Genomic DNA, 23365 nt, shown 5'->3' on the forward strand with positions numbered 1-23365 from the left:
GCCAAAGACACCGGCCAAGCACTCGTCGACGAACTCAAAGCCGAAGTCGCCCGCGAGATCAGCCCCATCGCCAAACCACGCGAAATCCACGTCGTGCCCGAACTCCCCAAAACCCGCAGCGGCAAGATCATGCGCCGCCTGCTGCGCGACGTCGCCGAAGGCCGCGAACTCGGCGACACCTCCACCCTCGTCGACCCCAACGTCTTCGAGGCGATCCGCGCCAGCCGCGCCTGAGCTTCCTCGCAGACGGTTCGCGCGCTTCGCAGCGGGTGTATCCCCTGCGAAGCGTGGGCGGCTCTGCGAAGTGCACACCGGGAGGGCGCAGGATACGGCCGGTGGCTGATCTTGTCACCGGGCGTACCCGTTAGAATTGCGTCAGGTGTGCCGGGAAGTCTGGTCGGCGTGCGGGCAGGTGGTGTGAGCCGGAACAGCTCGATCGCGGGTCCGTGGTTTTACACGCCCGGACGAAAGGTTTTCCGTGATCAACCAGGTGCGCTCCGAGCTGGCTCGCTATCTGCGAACCGAAACCGTCGGTGGCGCCCTGCTTCTCGTCGCGGCGGCGATCGCGTTGCTCTGGGTGAACTCCCCGTGGGGCGACAGCTACGTCACGATGACCCAGACGGTGCTGCCGATCGAGCGGCTGCACCTGGAACTCACGCTTGCCGATTGGGCCAAGGACGGTCTGCTCGCCGTATTCTTCTTCGTCGCGGGGCTCGAGCTCAAACGCGAGCTCGTGGTCGGTGAACTGGCCGATCGCAAACGCGCCGCGTTACCCATCATCGCCGCGGTCGGCGGCGTGGTCACGCCCGCGCTGATCGCGGCGATCGTCGGATCCGGGGTCGAAGGCATGGACCGCGGCTGGGCCATCCCGGTCGCCACCGACATCGCCTTCGCGCTGGCCGTGCTCGCCATGACCGGTTCGCGCATTCCGGCGGGCGCGCGGGTGTTCCTGCTCAGTCTGGCCGTGGTGGACGATCTGCTGGCCATCATTCTGATCGCGGTGCTGTTCACCACCGCGCTCTCGCTGCTGTGGCTGCTCGCCGCCGCGGCCTGCTTCGCGGCGTGGGCGCTTGCCCAGCACCGGCGGATCACCTCGCCGGTGGTGTACGTGCCGCTGGCGCTGGTCTCCTGGTACGCGCTGCACGAGGCGGGCATCCATCCGACGCTGGCGGGTGTCGCGCTCGGCCTGCTGACCAGGGTGCGCACGGACCCCGACGAAGACGAGGCGCCCGCGACCAGGTGGGAGCATCGGTTCCAGCCGGTCTCGGCCGGGCTGTGCGTGCCGCTGTTCGCGTTGTTCGCTTCCGGAGTCCCGTTGAACGGCAAGGTCTTCGGCGAGCTGTTCACCGACCGGCTCGCGCTCGCCATCATTCTCGGGCTGCTGCTCGGCAAGTCCATCGGCATCTTCGGGATCAGCTGGGTGGCAATCCGGTTCGGCATCGCGAAGAAGCCGGCCAATCTCGAATACCGTGACATGTTCGCCCTGTCGGTCCTCGGCGCGATCGGCTTCACGGTTAGCCTTCTCGTGGCGGAACTCGCGCTGTCCGACGTCGGCGACGGCTCGGCCGTCGAACTGGCGAAGGCCGCGGTGCTGGTGACCTCCATGGCGGCATCGCTCGCCGGTTCGGCGCTACTGTTGCGGCGTGGGCGTGTCCACCAGGCGCGGCGCGCGGCTCGTGCGCTAGAACCGGAAGAGTGAACGCGAGCGCGAGCACGCCGCAGCAGGAACACCACGCGAGCGACGGGCCGACAGGCGGTAGCCTGCGTGACGGAGCTGAAAGCAGTGCCGGGACAGGGAGAAGGGTCGACCAAGTGAGTTTCACCCAGGGCGGTAACGGGAACGACGCGCAGAGCGGGCGCACGGTCACCTCCATTCCGCTGACCGATGCCAACCCGATCGGCTCCGCCAGCTTCGGCACCCTGGTCCGCGACGCGGCCGAGCAGATGTCGACCCTGGTGCGCGCCGAGGTCGAGCTGGCCAAGGCCGAGGTCACGGGCGAGATCAAGAAGGGCCTGCAGGGCAGCGTCTACTTCATCCTCGCGCTGACCGTGCTGCTGTTCAGCACCTTCTTCTTTTTCTTCTTCCTCGGCGAGCTGCTCGACGTGTGGCTGGCCAGGTGGGCCGCGTTCCTGATCGTGTTCCTGCTGATGGTCGTCGCGACCGCGGCGCTCGCGTTCCTCGGCTATCGGCGGGTGAAGAAGCTGCGCGCGCCGGAGAAGACGATCGATTCGCTGAAGCAGGCGCGCTCCGTGCTGCCGAGCGGATTCGGCGCCGCCGCGCACGACGAGCACCTGGCGCTGGAAAAGCGCACCAACTGACCGTGCGGGTCGTCGTCGCGGCGCCGCGCGCCGACCACTAGGCTCGGTCGGCGTGTCGTCGAACTTCCTTCCGGATCCGTCCAGCGTCCGTTACGACGGTCCGTGGACCCACCGGGACGTTCATGCCAACGGCATTCGATTTCACGTCGTGGAGGCCGCGCCCGAGCGCACCGACGCACCGCTGGTGGTGCTGCTGCACGGGTTCGCCGATTTCTGGTGGTCCTGGCGGCACCAGCTGACCGGGCTCACCGAGCTGGGTTTCCGCGCGGTCGCGGTGGACCTGCGCGGCTACGGCGACAGCGACAAACCCCCGCGCGGCTACGACGGCTGGACCCTCGCCGGTGACATCGCCGGACTCATCCGCGCGCTCGGGCACACCGAGGCCGCGCTGGTCGGCCATGCGGAAGGCGGGTTGGTCTGCTGGGCCACCGCGGTTCTGCATCCCAGGCTGGTGCGCGCCATCGCGCTGGTGAGTTCGCCGCACCCTGGCGCGCTGAAGAGCGCCGTGCTGCGCGATCGGCGGCAGCGCAGGACGTGGCTGCCGAACTTCCTGCGCTACCAGCTGCCCCGCTATCCGGAACACCGGCTGACCACCCGCGACGGGTTCGAGGTGGAGCGCCTGCTGCGGCAGCGCGTCACCGGATCCTGGTCGGGGACCGCCGAATTCGTGGACGCGGCCCGGCGCATGCGCTCGGCCATCCAGATCCCGGGCGCCGCGCACTGCGCGCTGGAATATCAGCGCTGGGCCTTCCGCAGTCAGTGGCGCCCCGACGGCCGCCGCTTCATGGCCACTGTCCGCGTCCCCATCGGCATCCCGGTGCTCGCCATGCGCGGCGAATCCGACAACTACTTGCTGCGCTCCACCTTCCACCGCGGCCTGCGCTGGTCACCGCACCGCCGCATGGTCACCGTGCCGAACGCCGCCCACTTCGCGCACCAAGAGAACCCGGACGTGGTCACCGCGGAACTGGCCAAGTTCCTCGGCTGAGGGTCAACACACCGACCCGACCCGTGTGGCAGCCGACCATGCGCTTCGAAGCCGACGCGCGGATGTTTCGCGCGACAGCCGAGACCAGTCACACAGCGGCGCCCGTAGGCGACCGACGTGAGTGCCGCACCTGCCGCTGGCCGAGTTGCCGCGCGGATGTCGGCACGCTGCGCCCGCACCCGGGCGCTCTCCTCGAACCATGCGGCGGCACTGACGCGGGAGGGCGGCTGATATCGCTCGTTCGACGCGGCACGGCCGCCGACCGGTACGCGGTCGACGGCCGTTGCGCGGGAACCGCACTCAGCTGAGTACGCAGGCTCCCGTGTCGACGGGAAGGTTCGCGCCGGTGGCCGCGTCGAGGTCGGAGCGGACCTCGTCGAGGGTCAGCACGTAGCCCGTGTCGTCGTCGGTGACCGCGGCGCCGAAGACGACGCCGAGCACCTGGCCTTCGGTGTCCACCAGCGGGCCGCCGGAGTTGCCCGCTCGCACCAGGCCGCGGACGGTGTAGACCTCGCGCTCGACGGTGCCGTTGCGGTAGATCGTCGGGCCGGTGAGGTCGAGCGTCTCGCGGACGCGGGCCGCGCTGGCCGTGTACGGTCCGCCGCCCGGGTAGCCCAGCACGATCGCGCTGTCGCCGGAGCGCGCGGGCGCCGGGGCCTGCGGCACGACCGGTGAGGTCAGGCCGGGCACCGAGAGCACCGCGATGTCCTTGGACGGGTCGAACAGCACGACGTGAGCGTCCAGCGGTCCGCGCGGGGTGTCCACCGCGACGCTGGTGGTGCCCGCGACGACGTGCGCGTTGGTCATCACCCGCTCCGGCGCGATGACGAAGCCCGAACCCTCCAGCGCGCGCTGGCAGCTCGGCGCGACGCCGCGAATGCGCAACACGCTCTGTTGCAGCGAGGCCGCGACGGGGCTGGCGAGCACGCTCGGATCCGGCGGCTCGACCGCGGCGATGGGCGCGCGACCGAACGGACCGATCACGTCCGGCAGGCCGGAAGTGTTGAGCAGCTTGGAGAATTCGTTGGGGACCTTGCGCAGCCAGTTCGGCGCGACCTGGTTGACGTCGGCGAGCACCCGGGAACCGTTGATCGCGGTGGCGATCGCGGGCTGCGACGAGGTGGCCAGCGGCAGCGCCAGCAGCCACGCGGTGACCAGCACCGCCACCGCCTGCAGCATCGCGCCGACGACGCTGTCCACGCTGCGGGTGAACGGATGTCGCATCCCGCTGCGCGCGGCGCGCCCCAGCACCATGCCCGCGACCTCGCCGACGATCACCAACAGCACGATGAGCAGCACACCGGTGAGCACCCTGGTCCGCCCCTCGTCGACGTGCACCAGGATGTGCGGCGCGATGAGGATGCCCGCGACGGCGCCGAGCACGACGCCGAGGAAGGCCAGCGCCGAGGCCACGGCGCCCTGCCGCCAGCCGGACGCGGCCGCGGCCAGGGCGAGCAGCACCACGATGATGTCGAGCCAGGCCGAGGAGCTCATAAGGTCATCCCCACTGCGGCGAGCGCCGATTCGAGGTCGCGCACATCGTCGCGGTCCCATTCCAGTTCCCAGCCCGCGGACTGGAAGATGCCCGCGAGTATCCCGCCGGTCAGTCCCCAGACCAGCATGCCGTCGACCTGGAAGGCCGGGCTCTGGTAGCCGAGGCTGCCGCGGACGAGGAAGCGATTGGCCGGGTCGAGCATTTCGGAGAGCGGCACCCGCACCACCCGCTCGGTCTCGCTCTGGTTCACCACCCGCACCTCACCGGGCGTGCGCCAGTAGGCCACGACCGGTGTCACGTCGAACCGCGACGGCGGCACGAAGAGTTTCGGCAGCACCGCTAGCGGCTGCACGTGCTCGCGCAGGACGCCGGTCTCCTCGCACGCCTCGCGCAACGCGGTGTCGATCGGTCCCTCGTCTTCGGGATCGACAGCGCCACCGGGGAAGGCGACCTGTCCCCGGTGCTGGCGCAGGGTCGACGCGCGCTGGGTCAGCAGCACATCGGCGTCGGCGGGCAACCCGCCGGGAGCGGTGGGATCGTCCTCGGTCGAACCGCTGAACAGCACGAGCACGGCGGCTTGGCGCGCCTCGCCGGTGATCGTCATGGCTCGGCGCAGGGCGCGCGCGATCCGCAACGTGTCACTCGCGTCGGCGTGCGCGGGCTCGACGGCCCGGCGCAGCCAGTGCGGAATGTCGGTCGGCAGCGGAATCGTCATGCCGCTCCCCCGGTGAACCTGCGCACCACCACCTCCACAACCGTTCTGTCCGCCCGCAACAGACGCTGCGAGATGTCTTGCGGTGTAGACCTTCTCACGGCATCGCAAACCTTTTGTTCGACCACGCGCGCCGTCACGCTCGCACTCCGAGCGCCGCTGCCACCGTATCGGCAATGTCGTCGACGCCGGTAAACGTTCGCACGACAACCTGTGCAAGGGAACCATCCGGGCGAACCAGCAGCGAAATCGGCAGCACGGCAGGGGCGCCCGCGGCGGCGCGCACCTTCGCGGCGCCGTCGAGCACACCGGGCAGACGCACGTCCAATCCCGTGAGGCGCAACAGCGCCTTGGCCTCTTCGGGATCGCTGTGCACGGTGAGCACGGTCAGTGCCGAACCCACCCGCTCCGCGTACTGGCGGAGGTACGGCAACTCCTCGGCACACGGTCCGCACCAGTAGGCCCAGAGGTTGAGCAGCGCGGGTTTGCCCGCGAGCGCCGCGGCGAGGTCGAGGGGCGCGCCGTCGGCCAGGCAGGTCAGGGTGATCCCGGCCAGCGGGCCCGCTCCCGTCGCGCTCGGCGCGGGCCGCGGGCAGGGTGCGAGCGCGGCATCGGCGCGCAGTTGCGCGGGGACCTGCTGCGTGCCGGGGACGGGTCGCGGATCCGACGCCGTGTCCTCGCCACCGCCGCGCGGCCACAGCGCGATCACGGCGGCGACGACCACGATCAGGCCGACCAGCGCCCAGCGCACCGCGGAGGAGAATCTCGCCGTACCGGAATCTTCTTCCCGCGGCGTTTCGTCCGCGGCCCGCGATCTCACAGGCCGACCATCCCGAGCAGGTGTTCGCGCTCCGGACCCTTCACCAGCTTCGCCGCGAGCTCCGGCTCGGTCGGCCCGGCGCCGAAGGACGGGCAGTCGGCGGCGAGCACGCACGCGCCGCACGCCGGCTTCCTGGCATGGCACACCCGCCGACCGTGAAAGATCACGCGATGGGACAACATTGTCCATTCCTTGCGCTCGACGAGTTCGCCGACCGCGTGCTCGACCTTGACCGGATCTTCCTCGGTGGTCCAGCCCCACCGGCGAACCAGCCTGCCGAAATGCGTGTCGACCGTGATGCCCGGCACGTCGAAGGCGTTGCCGAGGATGACGTTGGCAGTCTTGCGGCCGATGCCCGGCAATTTCACCAGTTCGGCGAGGGTGTGAGGTAATTCACCATCGTGTTCGGTCACCAGGGCTTGCCCGAGGCCGATCAGCGAGCTCGTCTTGTTCCGGTAGAACCCCGTCGGCCGGATGTATTCCTCCAGCTCCGCGCGGTTCGCTTCGGCGTAATCGCGCGCGCTGCGGTACTTGGCGAAGACGGCGGGAGTGGTGAGATTCACGCGCTCGTCGGTGCACTGCGCGGAAAGGATTGTCGCGACCGCCAATTCGAGCGGAGTGGTGAAATCCAGTTCGCAGTGCGCGCCCGGAAACGCGGCCGCGAGGGTGCGGTTCATCCGGCGCGCCCTTCGCACGAGTCCCAGCTTCGTTTCCGCCTGTCGCGCGCGAGATTTCCGTTTCGGAACGGCCGCCCCCGTGGGTTGCGCATCGGTCGCCCCGGCGGCAGCCGAAGACCCGTTCACATCGGTCACAGACGGGGAGGCACGCACGCGTCCACCTTACGGAACCGCTCCGACAAGGTGGCCGGCCAGATCTGCTGCCGTGTTCCATCTGAGACCTTCAGCGTGTTTACTACGCGATATGCAAGGACTCGCTGTGGTGCTCTTCCCAGTGGTGTTGATGCTGTTCGCACTGCTGATGGAGCGGGTCGAGAATCGGCTCCGCAAACTTCTCGAACCCGACCCCGAGGTTCAGCAGTACCTGGACAGGGCCAGCAACGCCGAGGTCAAGGAGTTGACGAAGGCCGGACTGCCCGCCGCGGTGGCCCGGATGCGCAAGCGCCGTTCCCGTAACGACGACCTGGACGTCGCTCGAGCGAGCTGAATCCACTACCTGGACGCCGCGCAATCCACTCGTTACGTGGTGTCTGTCACTACGCGGCCACAATGCCGCGTAGACTGCGCTGTTGGCCGATTCGCTTCGGTCCAGCCCAGAGCCATTTCCCATAAGGAGCACATTCGTGGACGAGGCCCTCGCCAGAGCAGGCATCTTCCAAGGCGTAGAGCCCACCGCGGTGGCGGCACTCGCCAAACAACTGCAGCCGGTTGATTTCCCGCGCGGCCATGTCATTTTCAACGAGGGCGAACCCGGCGATCGGCTGTACATCATCACCTCGGGCAAGGTGAAGATCGGCCGACGTTCCCCGGACGGCCGGGAGAACCTGCTCACCATCATGGGCCCGTCGGACATGTTCGGCGAGCTGTCGATCTTCGACCCGGGCCCGCGCACCTCGACCGCCACCACGGTCACCGAGGTCCGCGCCGTCACGATGGATCGCGATGCCCTCAAGTCCTGGATCGACCAGCGGCCCGAGATCGCCGAGCAGTTGCTCCGCGTGCTCGCCCGCCGTCTGCGGCGCACCAACAACAACCTCGCCGACCTGATCTTCACCGACGTTCCCGGTCGCGTCGCCAAGGCGCTGTTGCAGCTCGCGCAGCGGTTCGGCACCCAGGAAGCGGGCGCCCTGCGGGTCACCCACGACCTGACCCAGGAGGAGATCGCCCAGCTCGTCGGCGCGTCTCGCGAGACCGTCAACAAGGCGCTCGCCGACTTCGCGCACCGCGGCTGGCTGCGGCTGGAGGGCAAGAGCGTGCTCATCTCCGATTCCGAGCGACTCGCGCGGCGCGCCCGCTGACCCGCTCCTGAATACGACACGGCCCGCCGGATCCAGCGCTCCACTGGATCCGGCGGGCCGTCGTGTTTCGGGCGAATGTCCCTGCGCCTTCGCTCCCGCCGTGCGCGGGGTTGTCGGCGGACTCCGTCCGGTCGCGTCTGATAGGCGTACCTTCGCCTTCGCTCCGGCTATGCGCGAGGCTGTCGGCGGACTTTGGTCGGCTGCGTCGAAATTGGGCTATCGCTCGGCGCGCAGATACTCCAGCTGAGCCTGCACCGAGCTGCGCGCGGCCAACCAGAGCCGCTTGTCCACATCCGCGTACACCTTGCGCACCACCGCCATGGCGCCCGCGTCCGGACCGAGTTCGGCGAGCGCGGCGCGCACCTGGTCGAGCCGCTCCCTGCGGTGCTGGATGTAGTACCGCGCGACCGGTTCCAGATCCGGGTGGTCCGGGCCGTGCGCGGGCAGCAGCGCCTTGCCCGCGCCCGCCTCGATCAGCCGGTCCAGCGAGGTGAGGTAATCGGCGAGGGTGCCGTCGGTGGAGTCCAGCACGGTGGTGCCGCTGCCGAGGATGGTGTCGCCGGTGAGCACCGCGTCGTCGAGTACGAAGCTCAGCGAGTCGGCGGTGTGCCCCGGCGTCGCGAGCACACCGATCCGCAGTCCGGCGGCCTCGATCACCTCGCCGTCGGTCAGCGGCGCGGCACCGCGCAGGAATTCGGGATCCTTCGCGCGCACCGGCGTGCCGGTCAGCTTCACCAGTCGCTCGATGCCGCCGGTGTGATCGTGGTGACGGTGCGTGATCAGGGTCAACGCGATCTTGCCGTCGGTGACCCTGGCGATGGCCTCGCTGTGCTTCTTGTCCTTCGGCCCCGGATCGACCACGACGTACTCCGCCGCATCCGGCGCGCGCAGGATCCAGGTGTTGGTGCCGTCCAGTGTCATCTGGCCGGGATTGTCCGCGAGCAGCACCGCCGCCGTCGGCGTCACCTGGCGTAATTGCCCGTACGCGGGATGAGTAGGCGTCATCGCATTACCTCGGTCGTTCGGAATCGTTGTCCGACAACCTGTCTAACGCACCTCGGCGATCAGTTCGACTTCGACCGGGGTGTTCTTCGGAAGTTCGGAGACGCCGACGGCCGAACGCGCGTGCACGCCCGCGTCGCCGAAGACCTCACCGAGGAACTCCGAGGCGCCGTTGATCACCAGCGGCTGATCGGTGAATCCCGGCGCGGACGCGACGAAACCGACCACCTTGACGATCCGCACCACCTCGTCGAGCCCGACCAGGTCGTGCACCGCGGCCAGCGCGTTGAGCGCGCACAGCCGCGCCGCCTCGGCCGCCGCCTCCAGCGAGACCTCGGCGCCGACCTTGCCGGTCGCCGACAGCTCACCGTTCACGAAAGGCAGCTGGCCGGAGGTGTAGACGAGCGAGCCGGTGCGCACCGCCGGGATGTAGGCCGCGACGGGCGCGGCCACCGCAGGCACGGTCAGTCCGAGCCGCTCCAGGTTCTTACGCCACGGGGTGGCCGCGTCGACAGCCACGGCCTACTGCCTCGGACGCTTCAGGTACGCGACATGCTGCTCACCGGTCGGGCCGGGCAGCACCGTCACCAGCTCCCAGCCGTCGGCGCCCCACTGATCGAGGATCTGCTTGGTCGCGTGCGTAAGCAGCGGAACGGTCGCGTACTCCCACAGGGTCACATCACTCATGCGGTGAGTTTATGGGCGGGCTCGCGGGGCCGCGCGTCCCGGGCTGGCTTGTCGGGATATGCCTCGTGAGTCGGCGGGATGATAGCCCCCGACGAGACTGTCTGGTACAGAAGGTGCCGAAAACGGCAGTGTGACCGTATCCCTAGGGCGTGATCGCAGAACGGGCTATAGGCTCGCGAGCGTGGGAGTACCAACAGCAGTGCCTATTTCGGCGGAGCCGGGGCTGGAGACGGGTTGGCCGAAGCGCGCGGAAAAGGCCCGCTTGCACTACGTCTCCGGCAAAGGGGGAACGGGCAAGTCGACGGTGGCCGCCGCGCTCGCGCTGGCACTCGCCGCGGGCGGACGCCGGGTGCTGCTGGTCGAAGTCGAGAGCAGACAGTCCATCGCGCAGCTGTTCGACCTGCCGCCGCTGCCACCGACCGAGACGAGAATCGCCACCGCGGACGGCGGCGGCGAGGTGGTCGCGCTGGCGCTCGACATCGAGCACGCCTTCCTCGAATACCTCGACATGTTCTACAACCTGGGCTTCGCGGGACGGGCGATGCGCCGGATGGGCGCCGTCGAGTTCGTCACCACGATCGCGCCCGGTCTGCGCGACGTCATCTTGACCGGCAAGATCAAGGAGTGCGCGGTCCGCGTGGACAACACGGGCAAGCGGGTCTACGACGAAATCGTCGTGGACGCACCGCCTACCGGCCGGATCGCCAGCTTCCTCGACGTCACCACCGCGATGGTCGAGATCGCCAAGGGCGGACCGATCGCCTCGCAGGCCGAGGGCGTATCCCGGCTGCTGCATTCGGATCAGACGATGATCCACCTGGTCACGCTGCTCGAGGCGCTGCCGGTGCAGGAGACCGCCGACGCCGTCGCCGAACTCACCGCCAACGATTTGCGCATCGGCACGGTGATCGTGAACCGCGCGGGCGAGAGCTTCCTGCCCACCGACGTGCGCAACCGCGCCGCCGAGGGCGACATCGACCGCGCCGCCATCCGCGCCGGACTGGAGCAAGCCGGAATCACCTTGTCGGAGGACAGTTTCGAGGGCTTGATCGCCGAGACCTACGAGCACTCCGCCCGGTTGCAGGCCCAGGACGCGAGCGCGGCTGAACTGAACAAGGTCGACGTGTCGCAGCTGCACCTGCCCGCACTAGCCGACGGCATGGACCTCGGCGGACTCTACGAGCTGGCCGAACATCTGAGCGCGCAGGGAGTGCGATGACCACCCTGGACATCTCGAAGATCATCACCGATCCCACCGCGCGGGTCGTGGTGTGCTGCGGCTCCGGCGGCGTCGGCAAGACCACCACCGCCGCCGCGATCGCGCTGCGCGCCGCCGAGATGGGGCGCAAGGTCGTGGTGCTGACGATCGACCCGGCGCGCCGACTGGCCCAGTCACTCGGCGTCGCCGACCTGGACAACAGCCCGCAGCGGGTGGCGCTCGGCCCGGAGGCCAAGGGCGAGCTGTACGCGATGATGCTGAACATGCGTCGCACGTTCGACGACATGGTGCTCGAGCACACCACACCGGAGAAGGCCGAGCAGATCTTCGCCAACCCGATCTATCAGACCCTCGCGTCGTCCTTCGGCGGCACGCAGGAATACATGGCCATGGAGAAGCTCGGGCAGCTCGCGAACAAGCGGGAATGGGACCTGATCGTGGTCGACACCCCGCCGTCGCGCAACGCGCTCGACTTCCTCGACGCGCCGAAGCGTCTCGGAAACTTCCTGAACGGCAAGATGATCCGGCTCATCATGGCGCCGGGACGCGGCGTCGGCCGGTTCGTCACCGGCGCGATGAGCCTGGCCATGCGCGGCGTGTCCACCGTCGTCGGCGGGCAGCTGCTCAAGGACGCGTCGGTCTTCCTGCAGTCGCTGGAGTCGCTGTTCGGCGGTTTCCAGGACCGGGCCGACCGCACCTACGCGTTGCTGTCGAAGCCGGGCACGCACTTCCTTGTGGTGGCCGCCGCGGAACCGGACGCGCTGCGCGAGGCGTCGTTCTTCGTCGATCGGCTCTCCACCGAACAGATGCCGCTCGCGGGACTGGTGCTCAACCGGACCCATCCGGCGCTGAGCGACCTACCCGCCGATCACGCGCTCACCGCCGCCGACCAGCTTGCCGAATCCGATCCGCTGACCAGCTCGGTGCTGCGCATCCACGCCGAACGGGTCGCCACGGCCAAGCGCGAGCAGCATCTGTTGCACCGATTCACCGGCGCGCATCCGCGCGTGCCGATGGTCCCGGTGACCGCGCTGCCGTTCGAGGTCTGCGATCTCGAGGCGCTGCGCGCAGTGGGCGATCAGCTGACCGGAGCCCGCATCTCCGCTTAACCATAACGTTCGGTATTGAATCGGAATCGCTATAGGCGCAAACGAAAACGAGCCCGCAAACGCGGGCTCGTTTTCTCGTTCTGTCGACTACATCGCCACTTGGTGCTGGCGCTGGGCCTGGAAGAAATCGGCCCAAGAGGTCACCTCGGGATGCTGTTTCAGCAGCGCCCTCCGCTGCCGTTCGGTCATCCCACCCCACACGCCGAACTCGACGCGATTGTCGAGGGCATCGGCTCCACACTGCATCAGCACCGGACAGTGCCTGCAGATCGTCGCCGCTTTGCGCTGCGCCGCGCCGCGGACGAACAACTGATCGGGATCTACTTCCTTGCATCGGGCCTGGGATACCCAGGCGATTCGCGCTTCGGCCTGCTCTACGTCCAATCGAGCGATGGGGGTTGTCATATGCATTTGGTGTGCCCCTTTGCAGTCCGAACACCGGGTCAACGGCGCTCCAGAATCGCGTGCCAGATCGCAGCAACCCGAACCCCGCTGCGCTCTGAACCACATTCCACTTTGAGTGTTAGCTCCATCACACTGGGTTCTCAATCTAGGTAAAGGTATGGCCCGAGCGCAAGACCGTCTCGAGATTTTTTGGTACGCCCGTCCATGCAAACGTGATAAAGAACCGATCAGTCGGGCCGATTCGCGACACGCCGGTGCTTGACACGCCTGACACGCCTGAGCGACACGCCCAACAGGCCTGGACGAACGCCGGATCTCGCCTTCGGACAAGCACACCCGAGAGGGCGAGAAGCGCACCCCGTACCCTTGGGAACGTGTCGAATGTGCCGATCACACATACGCTCGCGAAGCTGGCGGGCAGCTGCGCGCTGGCCGCGGTGCTCGTCGCCGGGCTCTTGTTCCCCCTCGCCGGTGGATTCGGGTTCGTTTCCAACCGGGCCGCCGACGCCGTGGACAACGTCTCCGCGGAACTGGTCGAGGGCACCGTCCCCGCGGTCTCGACCATGGTGGACAAGAACGGGTCTCCCATCGCCTGGCTCTACGAGCAGCGCAGGTTCGAGGTGCCCAGCGAGCGCATCTCCAACGACATGAAGCTGGCGATCATCTCCATCGAGGACCGCCGCTTCGCCGACCACGACGGCGTGGACTGGCAGGGCACGATGCGCGCGTTCCTCACCAACACCACCAGCGGCGAGGTGCAGCAGGGCGCGTCCACCCTCGACCAGCAGTACGTGAAGAACTTCCAGCTGCTCGTCGTCGCCAAGACCGACGCCGAACGCCGCGCGGCGATCGAGACCACCCCGGCGCGCAAGATCCGCGAGATCCGCATGGCGCTGACCCTGGACAAGGAACTCACCAAGGACGAGATCCTCACCAGGTATCTGAATCTCGTGCCGTTCGGCAATTCGTCCTACGGCATCCAGGACGCCGCGCAGACCTACTTCGGCATCGACGCGGCCCAGCTGAACGTCCCGCAGTCGGCGATGCTCGCGGGCATGGTGCAGTCCAGCTCCAAGCTGAACCCCTACACCAACCAGCAGGGCGTGCTGGCTCGCCGGAACACCGTGCTGGACACGATGATCCAGAACATTCCGGCGCGCGCCGAGGAGTTCCGCAAGGCCAAGTCGGAGCCGCTCGGCGTGCTGCCCGAGCCCAAGGGTCTGCCGCGTGGCTGCATCGCCGCCCAGGACCGCGGCTTCTTCTGCGACTACGCGCTGCAATACCTGGCCAATTCGGGCATCAGCCGCGAACAGATCGACAAGGGCGGCTACCTGATCAAGACCACCCTCGATCCGGCCGTGCAGGACTCGGTCAAGCGCGCGGTCACCGAGGCGGCCAACCCGAACCTCGATGACATCGCCGAGGTGATGTCGGTGATCGCGCCCGGCCAGGACTCGCACGACGTCGTCGCCATGGCCAGCAGCCGCACCTACGGCCTCAACCGCGACGCCAACGAGACGGTGCAACCGCAGCCGTTCTCGATGGTCGGCGACGGCGCGGGCTCGGTCTTCAAGGTCTTCACCACGGCGGCCGCCATGGAGAAGGGCCTCGGCATCAACTCCCAGCTCGACGTGCCCGGCCGCTTCGACGCGCGCGGCATGGGTAACGGCGGCGCGCGCGGCTGCCCGCCCGCCACCTACTGCGTCGAGAACGCGGGCCGCTACAAGTCGCCGATGTCGGTGACCGAGGCGCTGGCCACCTCGCCGAACACCGCGTTCGTCAAGCTGATCCAGGCCGTCGGCGTCACCCCGACCGTCGACATGGCGGTGCGGCTCGGCATGCGCTCGTTCACCAACCCGGGCAGCTCCGGGCACGGCAACCAGAGCCTGGCGGACATGATCAAGGGCCAGAACCTCGGCTCGTTCACCCTCGGCCCGGTCGCGATCAACCCGCTCGAACTCTCCAACGTCGCCGCGACGCTGGCCTCCGGCGGCCGCTGGTGCCCGCCCTCGCCGATCAAGGAGGTCGTCGACCGCAGCGGCAAGCAGGTTCCGCTCACCCAGCAGGCCTGCGAGCAGGTGGTCGAGCCCGGCCTGGCCAACACGCTCGCCAACGCGATGAGCAAGGACGACACCGCGGGCACCGCCGCGGCCGCGGCCCAGGCCACCGGCTGGAACCTGCCGATGGCGGGCAAGACGGGAACCACGGAAAGCCACCGCTCCTCGGCCTTCTTCGGCTTCACCAACTCGCTGGCCGCCGCGGTCTACGTCTACGGCGACAGCCCGACGCCCGGCGAGATCTGCTCTTTCCCGCTGCGCAACTGCGGTGACGGCAACCTGTTCGGTGGTAACGAACCCGCGCGTACCTGGTTCAACGCGATCAAGCCGGTGATCAGCAATTTCCCGCCGCCCGCGCTGCCGCCGCTGGACGACAAGTACGTCCGCGGCGCGAACAACTCGCAGGTGCCCGACGTGGTCGGCATGTCGCAGGGCGAGGCGACCACCGCGCTGATCGCCGCGGGCTTCCAGGTGTCGGCCGTCAACGGCGCGGGCCCGCCGCCCAAGGGCAGCGTGATGAGCACCGCACCGAACGGTTCGGCCATCCCGGGATCGGTCATCACGATCTACATCAGTGACGGCACCGAGCGCCAGGCCCCGCCGCCGCCCGCTCAGGGTCCGCTGCCGCCGCCTCCGGCGCTGCCGCCGGGCTTCCCGCTGCCGCCCTGGTGGCCCAGGTAATCGATAGACGAAGAACCGCCGACCGGCGTTGCTGCCGGTCGGCGGTTCTGGTTTTCGGGGCGCTGTGTCAGAGGCGGGCTTTGACGGCCGCGGAGATGCGCGAGCCGTCGGCCTTGCCCGCGGCGAGCGCGGTCGCGATCTTCATGACCTGACCCATCTGGCGCATGCCGGGTCGTTCGCCGATTTCCTCGGCGACCTGGGCGATCGCGGTGTCGGCCAGGTCGGCGATCTCGGCCTCGGTCAGCTGGGTCGGCAGGTACTCGTCGATGATCCTGGCCTCGGCGTGTTCGTTGGCGGCGAGCTCGCCGCGACCGGCCTGGGTGTAGACCTCGGCCGACTCGTTGCGCTTCTTCGCCTCCTTCTGCAGCACCGCGATCACCTCGGCGTCGGAGAGTTCACGCGCCTCCGTGCCCGCGACCTCGGCGGTCTGGATCGCGGCAAGCAGCATGCGCAACGTCGCGAGGCGCAGCGTGTCCTTGGCTTTCATCGCGGCGGTCATGTCCGTCCGCAGCCGATCTTTGAGTTCCGACATGAGGCACACGGTAGCCGGTCGCCGTCGCCCGGCCCATTACATTTCGCGGCGGCGGCGCCGCGGTGGTTCCAGGCTCGAACCGGAAACACCGCTGCTCGCGGACCCGCTCCGCCGATTCGGCGGAGCTGTGCGGAAACACACTCGGCGTTCTGAGGCACCCTCACCTATGCTGGGCAAATGCCCGTGATCTCGACCGCCGCCGTCCGCCGAACCGCGCTTGGAGCCACCGGGGCCGCGGTAGCCGGAATCGGCTACGCCTCGCTGATCGAACGCAACGCGTTCGTCCTGCGCGAGGCGACCATGCCGGTGCTGCCGCCCGGTTCGTCGAGCCTACGGGTGCTGCACATCAGCGATCTGCACATGATGCCCGGTCAGAAGCTCAAGCAGCAGTGGCTGCGTGAACTGGATCGGCTGGAGCCGGACCTGGTCGTCAACACCGGCGACAACCTCTCGCACCAGAAGTCGGTGCCCGCGGTGGTTCAGGCCCTCGGCGGATTGCTCTCCCGCCCGGGCCTTTTCGTTTTCGGCAGCAACGACTACTTCGCGCCGGTGCCGAAGAACCCGCTGAAGTACTTCAAGAAGGACCACCGCCGCGTCTTCGGCGCGCCGCTGCCGTGGAAGGACCTGCGGGCGGCGTTCACCGAACGCGGTTGGCTCGACCTCACCCACGTGCGCCGCGACCTCGAGGTGGCGGGCGTCCGGATCGCCACCGCGGGCGTCGACGACCCGCACCTGCAGCGCGACCGGTACGACACGGTCGCGGGCCCCCCGAACCCTCTCGCCGATCTGCGCATCGGCCTCACCCACTCGCCCGAACCGCGGGTGCTGGACCGCTTCGCCGACGACGGCTACGACCTGGTGCTGGCCGGCCACACCCACGGCGGCCAACTGGTGCTGCCCGGTTACGGCGCGCTGGTCACCAACTGCGGCATCGACAAGTCGCGCGTGAAGGGTCCGTCGAAGTGGGGCGAGCACACTCAGCTGCACGTCTCCGCGGGCATCGGCACCTCGCCGTGGGCGCCCTACCGCTTCTGCTGCCGCCCCGAAGCCACTCTGCTCACCCTCGTCGCCGCACCGCCGAAGCGTCCGACCGCCGAGAGCAATCACGGGCTGTCGACTTCGGAGACCGTGTCCCGCTGACGCTTCCGTAGGCGGCCCACAGGCGGACGAAGGTCCGTCGACAGCCTGTGCATGGCAGAGCACTAGTTCGTCCACAGCCCGCGCGGCCGAAGCGCAGGGTCGCCCTCGGCTCGCGCGCGGCCGGAGCAACGCTCGTCCACTGCCTGCGCATTGGCCGGAGCGCGGCGGTTCGTCGGGGCGCCACCGTCGGACGGAGTCCACTCACAGGCCGCGCATGGCCGAACACAGGTCGTCCTCAGGCGGCGGAGCCTAGGTTTGTCTACAGACCGCGCGGCCGAAGCGCAGGGTCGCCCTTGGGTTCCGCATGGCCGTAGCGCAGGCGGGGGGCGCATATCTCGAGCAGCGCAGGGGTTATCCGCGCTTACCGGGCGTGAGCCGTCTGGTGCCGACCCGGTAGGGTCGCGTGCCGAAACTTGAATCAGTCGACTAGGGGACGACTTTGAGCAGAGGATTCGACGACCCGCGCACCGAATCCGCCGTCATCGGCATGCCCGGCGCACCTGACCACGCTTCGGCGACGGAGCATGGCCGACCGGAGTTCGGCGGTGCGACCACGCCGAATCCTCCAACAAGCCAGCCGTCTTTGCCCCTTCAGACGGCGGCGGCGCAGGACCGACCCGAGTTCCGCGGTACAACGGCGCCGAGTCCTTCAGCGGCCCAGTCGTCTTCGCCCGTTCAGACGGCGGCGGCGCAGGGCCACCCCGAGTTCCACGGTGCAACAGCACCGAATCCTCCGACGGGCCAGCCAACTTTGCCCGTTCAGACGGCGGCGGCGCAGGGCCACCCCGACTTCCGCGGTGCAACAGCACCGAATCCTGCAACGGGCCAGCCAGCCTTGCCCCTTCAGACGGCGGCGCAGGGTTGCCCCGACTTCCGCGGTGCAACAGCGCCGAATCCTGAAGCGGACCAGCCATCTTCGCCCGTCGAACCCGCAGCGCCGGGCGAGCCCGTTTTCGCGGCGGGGCCGCAGGTTCCGCACGCTCCCGGCGACATCACCCCGAGCATGCGGTCCACCGCGGGATCACCGGAAGCCCGGCGCGGGATCGAGCCGCACATCAATCCCACCGGACGGGCGCACGACCGGATCGGTGGGCTCAATCTGCCCACTCCGGGTATCGCGCCGCAGCAGAACCTCGGCGGTTGGTCGCCTGCGCCGGGTGCGGCGCCGCACATGCCCGCGGACGGTTCGACTCCGCAGTGGACCACCGCGGGCGGGTCGGTTCCGCAGTGGGTGACCGAATCCCCTCGGTCCGGGGCGGGAGGCGCGCGGGCCTGGGTCGGGATCGGCGTCGCTGCGACGGTGTTGGCGGCGGGCGCGGCTGCCGTGGTCGTCGCGGGCGGGCCGGAGGAGGCCAGCGCGGACGGGACGCCGTCGATGGTGAGCGCGCTGACCACCTCGTCCGGCACGCGAGCTCCGGCGCGGCGGCAGGAGACGAACGCGGGGCCGCCGGTGGTGGCGGGTTACCAGGTCGTCGTAGCGCCCGAGAGCGGCGCCGCGTACGACGTGCCCGCCGACTGGACCGTCGGCGACTCCGGGGGCTTCGGCAAGCCGCCCAATGCTGTCGGCGGGAAGGGTTACGCGACCGAGGGCAAGGACTACTGCCCCGGTTCGACGCGCACCGTGGCGTTCGTCACCGGCTCGGACAACACCGATACCGTCGGCGCCGCGACCGAACTCGGCACGAAGACGGCGAAGATCGCCTACCCCAACGCGCCCGGCGGCGGTGTCCCCGGCGTCCCGCAGCCACTGGACTCTCTCGACGGCGCTCAGCACGGCACGTTCGTCGAGACCCGGGGCGCCATCACCGACGCGAAGCCCGGCTGCGCCACCGAGTACTCGGTGTACACCTTCGCCACCGGCGCCGACATCGGCAGCTTCGTCATGGTGATCGCGGCCGACACCGGCGTCCCGAACGCCGTCGACGCCGAGGCCGCGAAGCGGATCTTCCGCAGCGTTCGCTCCTACGAAAGCTGATTGACCTGCCGGTTTAACGTCTGGACCTTCCCTGTTGTAAGCTACTCCAGGTTCGCTTCACGGGGTGTGGCGCAGCTTGGTAGCGCGCTTCGTTCGGGACGAAGAGGTCGCAGGTTCAAATCCTGTCACCCCGACTCGTGTGGTTGAGACACGACAGAGGCCCTGACCGTTTCGACGGTCAGGGCCTCTATCTTTTCCGGTCGACATGCCTCCCAGTCGGGTCTCAGCCCTTCTCGGCTGCTGCCGCCGGTCGTCGAGTCGATTCACCGCTGCGTTCCAGCGCGGCGAGCACTTCGCCCGCGGCCCGCTCCCCCGACTCCACCGCGCCATCGATGTATCCGGGCCAGCGGGTGGCGGTCTCGGTGCCCGCCCAGTGCAGCGGTCCGATGGGGGTGCGCAGCGCGGGGCCGAAGCGGGTGAGGGTGGACGGTGTCGCGAAAGCTCCGTAGCAGCCGCGGCTGTACTCCTCCTCGGCCCAGTCGCGTTCCAGGTACGCGATCGGGTCGGCCGCCGCGGGGCCGAAGTAGCCGACGAGATCTTTCAGCACCTGAGCTCGGCGCGCTTCGGGAGACAACCGGGACGCGACGTCGGCGTGCTTGCCTTCGAAGAACCCGACCAGCACGCCGGGCGCGCCGTCCGGCGGGGTGTTGTCGAAGACCGTGCCCACCGGCCGCGTATCGCTGTTGGCCTGGCCGCTGAAACCCTGCGCCCGCCAGAACGGGTCCCGATACGCGACATTGAATTTGATGACCCGCCCCATCGGCATGCGCTGAACCAGCTGATCGCGCCCGCCGGGAAGCCCGGGCAGGTAGCGGATCCGCGCGGCGAGCGGCGGCGGCACCGCGATCACCGCCCGCCGGGCCCGCACAGCCGTGTGCCCGGCCGAGATCCGCAACTCGTCGTCGCTCCAGGTCACCTCCGTCACCGGAGCGTCGAGAACGACCCGCTCGCCGAGTGCCGCGGCCAGCTCGAGGGCGATCCGCTGACTTCCGCCGACCACGCGGTCCTGTTGCGCGCCGCCATCGGTATTGATCAGCGCGTCGAGCCCGCCCGCCGCTCCCACGTAGAACGCCGCCCACAGCGCGGACATGTCCTCCGGTTCGGCGGAGAACACCGCCTCGGTGACCAGCCGCAGGAAAGCGCGTCCCGTTGGTGTGTAGGCGTGCCTGTTCACCCAGGTCGCGAAGGTCTGCCCGTCCAGCTTGTCGGCCTGGTCGGCGAGCCACGGGTCGCGTGCGGCGACCGCGCGCGCCACCCGATCCAGCCGCAGCTGCGCCTGCCCGATGTCGGCCAGCGCCACCGGGTTCAACTTGGGAATCCGGCCGCTGAAGACCGCACGCTTTCCGCCGAACTCGCCGATGTTCTGTCCGGCGACATGGGTCGGGAACGTGGACAGGCCGAGTTCGGCGATCAAACCGAGCACCCGCTCCTGCCCCGGACCGACCCATTGCCCGCCCATCTCGATCGGGACGCCGTCGAGCAGGTCTTCGTTGCGCAGCCGTCCGCCGACTCGGTCCCGCGCCTCCAGGACCAGCACCTCCTTCCCGGCGCGGACCAGCTCGCGAGCGGCCACCAACCCGGCCACACCCGCCCCGACGACTACGACGTCCGTCGATTGCACCATCCCGACCTGCTTTCATACACCGTGTATTCGAGATTCATTGCGTATGTGATATCCCTTATGTATGGAGCCTGTCAAGACCATGCGGGACAAATACGCCGAGAACACCCGCCAGACGTTGCTCGACACCGGGCGGCGGCTGTTCGTCGAGCGCGACTACGCCAAGCTCTCGGCCGAAGAGCTGGTCCGGACCGCCGGGCTCACCCGAGGCGCGCTCTACCATCACTTCGACGGCAAGCGCGGCCTCTTCGAGGCGGTCTTCGACGAATTGGAAAGCCAAGCGGCGCAACGGATACGCGAGGCGACGGCGTCGGGCTCGGATCCGCTCGAACAGGCCGAGCGCGGCATCGGCGCGTTTCTCGACGTCTGCGCCGACCCCGACTACCGCAAGATCGTGCTGATGGACGGGCCCATCGCGCTCGGCTGGCAGCGCTGGCGCGAACTCGATCGGCAGCATCTCGGCGGCTTGGTGCTCGATGCCGTCCGAACCCTCCTGGCCGACCAGCTGATCAAGCCCTACCCCGCCGAGTTGCTCGCCAGCGCGTTCTACGGCGCCCTCACCGAACTCTCACTGACCCTCACCGAGGTGGACGACGGACGTCCCCAAGCCGCGAAACTTATGCGTGACCTGCTCGAAGGACTTCGCTGACGCGCTGATTCCGCCGAGATCGCTTTCGAGACAGGGGCTACGGCGAGACGGTATAGTTCGTGGCGTCACTTCGGTGATGCCGAGAGGGTGGAGCGCCGCGGGTTACGACGCCCCACCCGGGTGGGTTACCTAGCCCGCACTCGGCGGACCAGAGAGAGCGCCCCCGGCGGTCACGACAGCTGCTACCAACAGGATGCCGTAATCGACCGGGGCCTTGCTCTTCTTCCGGCGATGCTTCGCCATTCCCCCACCACCTCCCTTCTGGGCGCGGTGTCTGGACCAGAGTCCACCGCCCCTCGACGGGAGGTGTGCACACACTATGCGATGCGGTCGGTCAAATACCCTGTCGCGCAGCATGTCCCGAAGAATGTCCGGATTCGTCGGCGCGTCGCTCCGGCGAGTCTCGGACTCGACCGATTGCGCATTCCGTCGCGCGGGCGCGGGCTCGATCGCCGTTCGCGCCGCGCTCGCGGTGTCGCGGCGTGGTGGCTATGCCATCCGACGTATTGCCCGCGGTTCGGCTTCGACCGGGCCTCGCGGTACGGCATCGCCCCGAGTATCGAGGCGCCCGACGAGGCGCTGATGACGCGGGCGATCGACCCGGCCCACCCACTGCCGAGCGGAATCGCCCGCTACGCCACGCCGTTCGGCATCGACTAGCGGCAGCTCGTCGTCGGATGGCTGGGCCGGCACCGGCCACCAGATGGTCGCGGCGATCACCGCGAGCAACCCACACACCAGCGCGAGCAATCCGAAGAACACGGAGGCGTCCATAGCTTCCTCCCAGCGACAGGGGCCTACACCCCGGCGCCGGGGCGCCACCCGAAGGCGCGGCCGGTGGCGTGCCGATGAGGGAACGGCATCGTCCCCGGTACCGGGGCTACACCCAGCTTCGCTGTCCGATATGACGCCGACGACATCCCCGTGTAGCCCGCTGTTGCAGTCTGCTCCCAGCCGATCCGCGCCTCCGGTGAACATTTGCCTGCGATGCGCCATCGACAAATGACCGAGTGACGCGGAGCTCGATGCGACCGGCACCGAGGTGCTGGCCAACATCTACCCGCGCCCCGAGTGCCGACCCTGGCTGCTCCGGCGCATCCGCATGATATGCGCGATCCGCGGATCATCGATCCGTATCCCGGGCTGCGGGCCGAGCCGGCGCGCTCCTGAGCGGCAGTAGGGTGGTGGCCGGCGGGCGGTGAGGAGACGCTTACCGCTTGATAACTTGCGGACACATGGGGGAAACGCGAGATCCATAGCGTATACACGCATGTCGACAAGGGTGGCCACGGCGGCTGATGCGGCGGGACGGCCGTTGCGGGACATGGTTTACGCGGCGTTGCGCGATGAGCTGATGAACGGGGACATCAAGTTCGGGGAGCGGCTCACCGAGCCGAAATTGTCCGCGCGCTTCGGCATTTCGCGTACGCCGATCCGCGAGGCGCTCACCGTACTCTGCTCGGACGGTTTGTTGCGCCGCGAGGAGTACGGGTTCAGCCCGGTGCGGCCGAGCATCCCGCTCATTCGCGATCTGTACGAGTTGCGAATCACTTTGGAACTAGGTGGTATTCAGCGCGCCATCGGCAATCCGGCGGTGCGCCACGACCATGCCCTGCTGGAGGCCGAGCGGGCGAGCTGGCTCGAGCTCCAGGCCGCTCCGCCGGAACAGGAACCGGGTTTCGTGGTGCGCGACGAGGAATTCCACGTCACCCTGCTCACCGCGGCGGGCAACGCCGAATTGGTGCGCGCGCTGCAATCGGTGAACTCCCGCATCCGGCACGTGCGCATGTACGACTTCATGGTCAACAACCGGATCGAGACCACGATCACCGAGCATCTCGCGATCCTCGACGCGGTGCTCGCCGACGACCTGCCGCTGGCGTATCGCCTGCTGCACACCCATATCGGGGAATCACTGGATGTCGTTTTGGAGCGGGTCACCCGCGCCATCGCGGCGATGTCGATGGCAACTGAATAGG

Annotated in this window: 23 protein-coding genes, 1 tRNA gene and 1 pseudogene; 15 read left to right on the plus strand and 10 right to left on the minus strand. The window is 68.7% G+C overall.

Annotated features, from left to right (window positions below; translation table 11 throughout):
- From ABZV58_RS00005 to ABZV58_RS00020, 4 genes and pseudogenes are all read left to right on the plus strand, one after another.
- Positions 1–234 (plus strand): annotated as a pseudogene (locus ABZV58_RS00005) (acetyl-coenzyme A synthetase); the annotation flags it as partial.
- Between the two features lie 244 nt (positions 235–478).
- Positions 479–1699, plus strand: coding sequence for a Na+/H+ antiporter NhaA (nhaA, locus tag ABZV58_RS00010; protein WP_354997972.1), 1221 nt, complete (start codon positions 479–481; stop codon positions 1697–1699).
- A gap of 113 nt (positions 1700–1812) precedes the next feature.
- A complete protein-coding gene (locus tag ABZV58_RS00015) occupies positions 1813–2319 on the plus strand; it encodes a phage holin family protein (RefSeq protein ID WP_354997973.1) in 507 nt (168 codons plus the stop codon).
- Positions 2320–2371: 52 nt separating this feature from the next.
- The gene (locus tag ABZV58_RS00020; protein ID WP_354997974.1) at positions 2372–3307 is read left to right on the plus strand and encodes an alpha/beta hydrolase; all 936 of its coding nucleotides are present in this window, start codon (positions 2372–2374) and stop codon (positions 3305–3307) included.
- Positions 3308–3607: 300 nt separating this feature from the next.
- On the opposite strand, the gene ABZV58_RS00025 is transcribed toward ABZV58_RS00020, so the two are convergent.
- The 4 genes from ABZV58_RS00025 to nth all read right to left on the minus strand — a co-directional run bounded on the left by ABZV58_RS00025 (position 3608) and on the right by nth (position 7011).
- A complete protein-coding gene (locus tag ABZV58_RS00025; protein WP_354997975.1) occupies positions 3608–4801 on the minus strand; it encodes a MarP family serine protease in 1194 nt (397 codons plus the stop codon).
- A complete protein-coding gene (locus ABZV58_RS00030) occupies positions 4798–5517 on the minus strand; it encodes a CoA pyrophosphatase (protein WP_354997976.1) in 720 nt (239 codons plus the stop codon). The genes ABZV58_RS00025 and ABZV58_RS00030 overlap by 4 nt, the downstream gene beginning before the upstream one ends.
- A 133-nt stretch (positions 5518–5650) precedes the next feature.
- The gene (locus ABZV58_RS00035) at positions 5651–6265 is read right to left on the minus strand and encodes a TlpA disulfide reductase family protein (RefSeq protein ID WP_354998975.1); all 615 of its coding nucleotides are present in this window, start codon (positions 6263–6265) and stop codon (positions 5651–5653) included.
- A 65-nt stretch (positions 6266–6330) separates the two neighbouring features.
- On the minus strand, positions 6331–7011 hold the full coding sequence (gene nth / locus ABZV58_RS00040) for an endonuclease III (protein ID WP_354997977.1): 681 nt from the start codon (positions 7009–7011) through the stop codon (positions 6331–6333).
- A 259-nt stretch (positions 7012–7270) separates the two neighbouring features.
- On the opposite strand from nth, the gene ABZV58_RS00045 reads away from it, so the two are divergent.
- Together ABZV58_RS00045 and ABZV58_RS00050 are read left to right on the plus strand one after the other, a co-directional pair.
- Positions 7271–7498 (plus strand): hypothetical protein, encoded by a 228-nt coding sequence (locus ABZV58_RS00045; protein ID WP_084483326.1) that lies wholly within the window; start codon positions 7271–7273, stop codon positions 7496–7498.
- A 136-nt stretch (positions 7499–7634) separates the two neighbouring features.
- Positions 7635–8309 carry a Crp/Fnr family transcriptional regulator gene (locus ABZV58_RS00050; RefSeq protein WP_011206875.1) on the plus strand — a complete coding sequence of 225 codons (675 nt, stop codon included), beginning with the start codon at positions 7635–7637 and terminating at the stop codon, positions 8307–8309.
- A 216-nt stretch (positions 8310–8525) separates the two neighbouring features.
- Here ABZV58_RS00050 and ABZV58_RS00055 read toward each other — a convergent pair whose 3' ends face one another.
- Genes ABZV58_RS00055 through ABZV58_RS00065 form a run of 3 tightly spaced genes read right to left on the minus strand, consistent with a single transcriptional unit; the run spans position 8526 to position 9998 of the window.
- A complete protein-coding gene (locus tag ABZV58_RS00055; protein WP_354997978.1) occupies positions 8526–9314 on the minus strand; it encodes an MBL fold metallo-hydrolase in 789 nt (262 codons plus the stop codon).
- Positions 9315–9356: 42 nt separating this feature from the next.
- Positions 9357–9830 carry a RidA family protein gene (locus ABZV58_RS00060; RefSeq protein WP_068063110.1) on the minus strand — a complete coding sequence of 158 codons (474 nt, stop codon included), beginning with the start codon at positions 9828–9830 and terminating at the stop codon, positions 9357–9359.
- A gap of 3 nt (positions 9831–9833) precedes the next feature.
- A complete protein-coding gene (locus ABZV58_RS00065) occupies positions 9834–9998 on the minus strand; it encodes a DUF4177 domain-containing protein (RefSeq protein ID WP_085999251.1) in 165 nt (54 codons plus the stop codon).
- A 199-nt stretch (positions 9999–10197) separates the two neighbouring features.
- Here ABZV58_RS00065 and ABZV58_RS00070 point away from each other — a divergent pair, with 199 nt between their 5' ends.
- Positions 10198–11217: an ArsA-related P-loop ATPase gene (locus ABZV58_RS00070; protein WP_354998976.1), complete on the plus strand. Its 1020-nt coding sequence runs from the start codon at positions 10198–10200 to the stop codon at positions 11215–11217.
- Positions 11214–12326, plus strand: coding sequence for an ArsA family ATPase (locus tag ABZV58_RS00075; protein WP_354997979.1), 1113 nt, complete (start codon positions 11214–11216; stop codon positions 12324–12326). Before ABZV58_RS00070 ends, ABZV58_RS00075 begins: the two co-directional genes overlap by 4 nt.
- An 87-nt stretch (positions 12327–12413) precedes the next feature.
- Here the strand turns inward: ABZV58_RS00075 and ABZV58_RS00080 are convergent, their stop codons facing one another.
- The gene (locus ABZV58_RS00080; protein ID WP_011206869.1) at positions 12414–12737 is read right to left on the minus strand and encodes a WhiB family transcriptional regulator; all 324 of its coding nucleotides are present in this window, start codon (positions 12735–12737) and stop codon (positions 12414–12416) included.
- A gap of 377 nt (positions 12738–13114) precedes the next feature.
- Here ABZV58_RS00080 and ABZV58_RS00085 point away from each other — a divergent pair, with 377 nt between their 5' ends.
- The gene (locus ABZV58_RS00085) at positions 13115–15469 is read left to right on the plus strand and encodes a penicillin-binding protein (protein ID WP_354997980.1); all 2355 of its coding nucleotides are present in this window, start codon (positions 13115–13117) and stop codon (positions 15467–15469) included.
- A 67-nt stretch (positions 15470–15536) separates the two neighbouring features.
- On the opposite strand, the gene ABZV58_RS00090 is transcribed toward ABZV58_RS00085, so the two are convergent.
- Complete coding sequence (locus ABZV58_RS00090) at positions 15537–16001, minus strand: GatB/YqeY domain-containing protein (protein ID WP_354997981.1); 465 nt, start codon at positions 15999–16001, stop codon at positions 15537–15539.
- Positions 16002–16178: 177 nt separating this feature from the next.
- On the opposite strand from ABZV58_RS00090, the gene ABZV58_RS00095 reads away from it, so the two are divergent.
- From ABZV58_RS00095 to ABZV58_RS00105, 3 genes are all read left to right on the plus strand, one after another.
- Positions 16179–17141, plus strand: a complete 963-nt coding sequence (locus tag ABZV58_RS00095) for a metallophosphoesterase (RefSeq protein WP_354997982.1) — start codon at positions 16179–16181, stop codon at positions 17139–17141.
- Between the two features lie 1003 nt (positions 17142–18144).
- Complete coding sequence (locus tag ABZV58_RS00100) at positions 18145–19116, plus strand: hypothetical protein (RefSeq protein WP_354997983.1); 972 nt, start codon at positions 18145–18147, stop codon at positions 19114–19116.
- A gap of 60 nt (positions 19117–19176) precedes the next feature.
- Positions 19177–19250: transfer RNA gene (locus tag ABZV58_RS00105), tRNA-Pro, on the plus strand.
- Positions 19251–19339: 89 nt separating this feature from the next.
- Here the strand turns inward: ABZV58_RS00105 and ABZV58_RS00110 are convergent.
- A complete protein-coding gene (locus ABZV58_RS00110) occupies positions 19340–20740 on the minus strand; it encodes an FAD-dependent oxidoreductase (RefSeq protein ID WP_354997984.1) in 1401 nt (466 codons plus the stop codon).
- A 61-nt stretch (positions 20741–20801) separates the two neighbouring features.
- On the opposite strand from ABZV58_RS00110, the gene ABZV58_RS00115 reads away from it, so the two are divergent.
- The 3 genes from ABZV58_RS00115 to ABZV58_RS00125 all read left to right on the plus strand — a co-directional run bounded on the left by ABZV58_RS00115 (position 20802) and on the right by ABZV58_RS00125 (position 23364).
- A complete protein-coding gene (locus tag ABZV58_RS00115) occupies positions 20802–21386 on the plus strand; it encodes a TetR/AcrR family transcriptional regulator (RefSeq protein ID WP_354997985.1) in 585 nt (194 codons plus the stop codon).
- A gap of 417 nt (positions 21387–21803) precedes the next feature.
- A complete protein-coding gene (locus tag ABZV58_RS00120) occupies positions 21804–22046 on the plus strand; it encodes a hypothetical protein (protein ID WP_354997986.1) in 243 nt (80 codons plus the stop codon).
- Between the two features lie 610 nt (positions 22047–22656).
- Positions 22657–23364 (plus strand): GntR family transcriptional regulator, encoded by a 708-nt coding sequence (locus tag ABZV58_RS00125; RefSeq protein WP_354997987.1) that lies wholly within the window; start codon positions 22657–22659, stop codon positions 23362–23364.
- Position 23365 lies beyond the last annotated feature (1 nt).

Source organism: Nocardia sp. NPDC004654 (assembly GCF_040609595.1).
In the GTDB taxonomy this organism is placed as follows: Bacteria; Actinomycetota; Actinomycetes; order Mycobacteriales; family Mycobacteriaceae; genus Nocardia.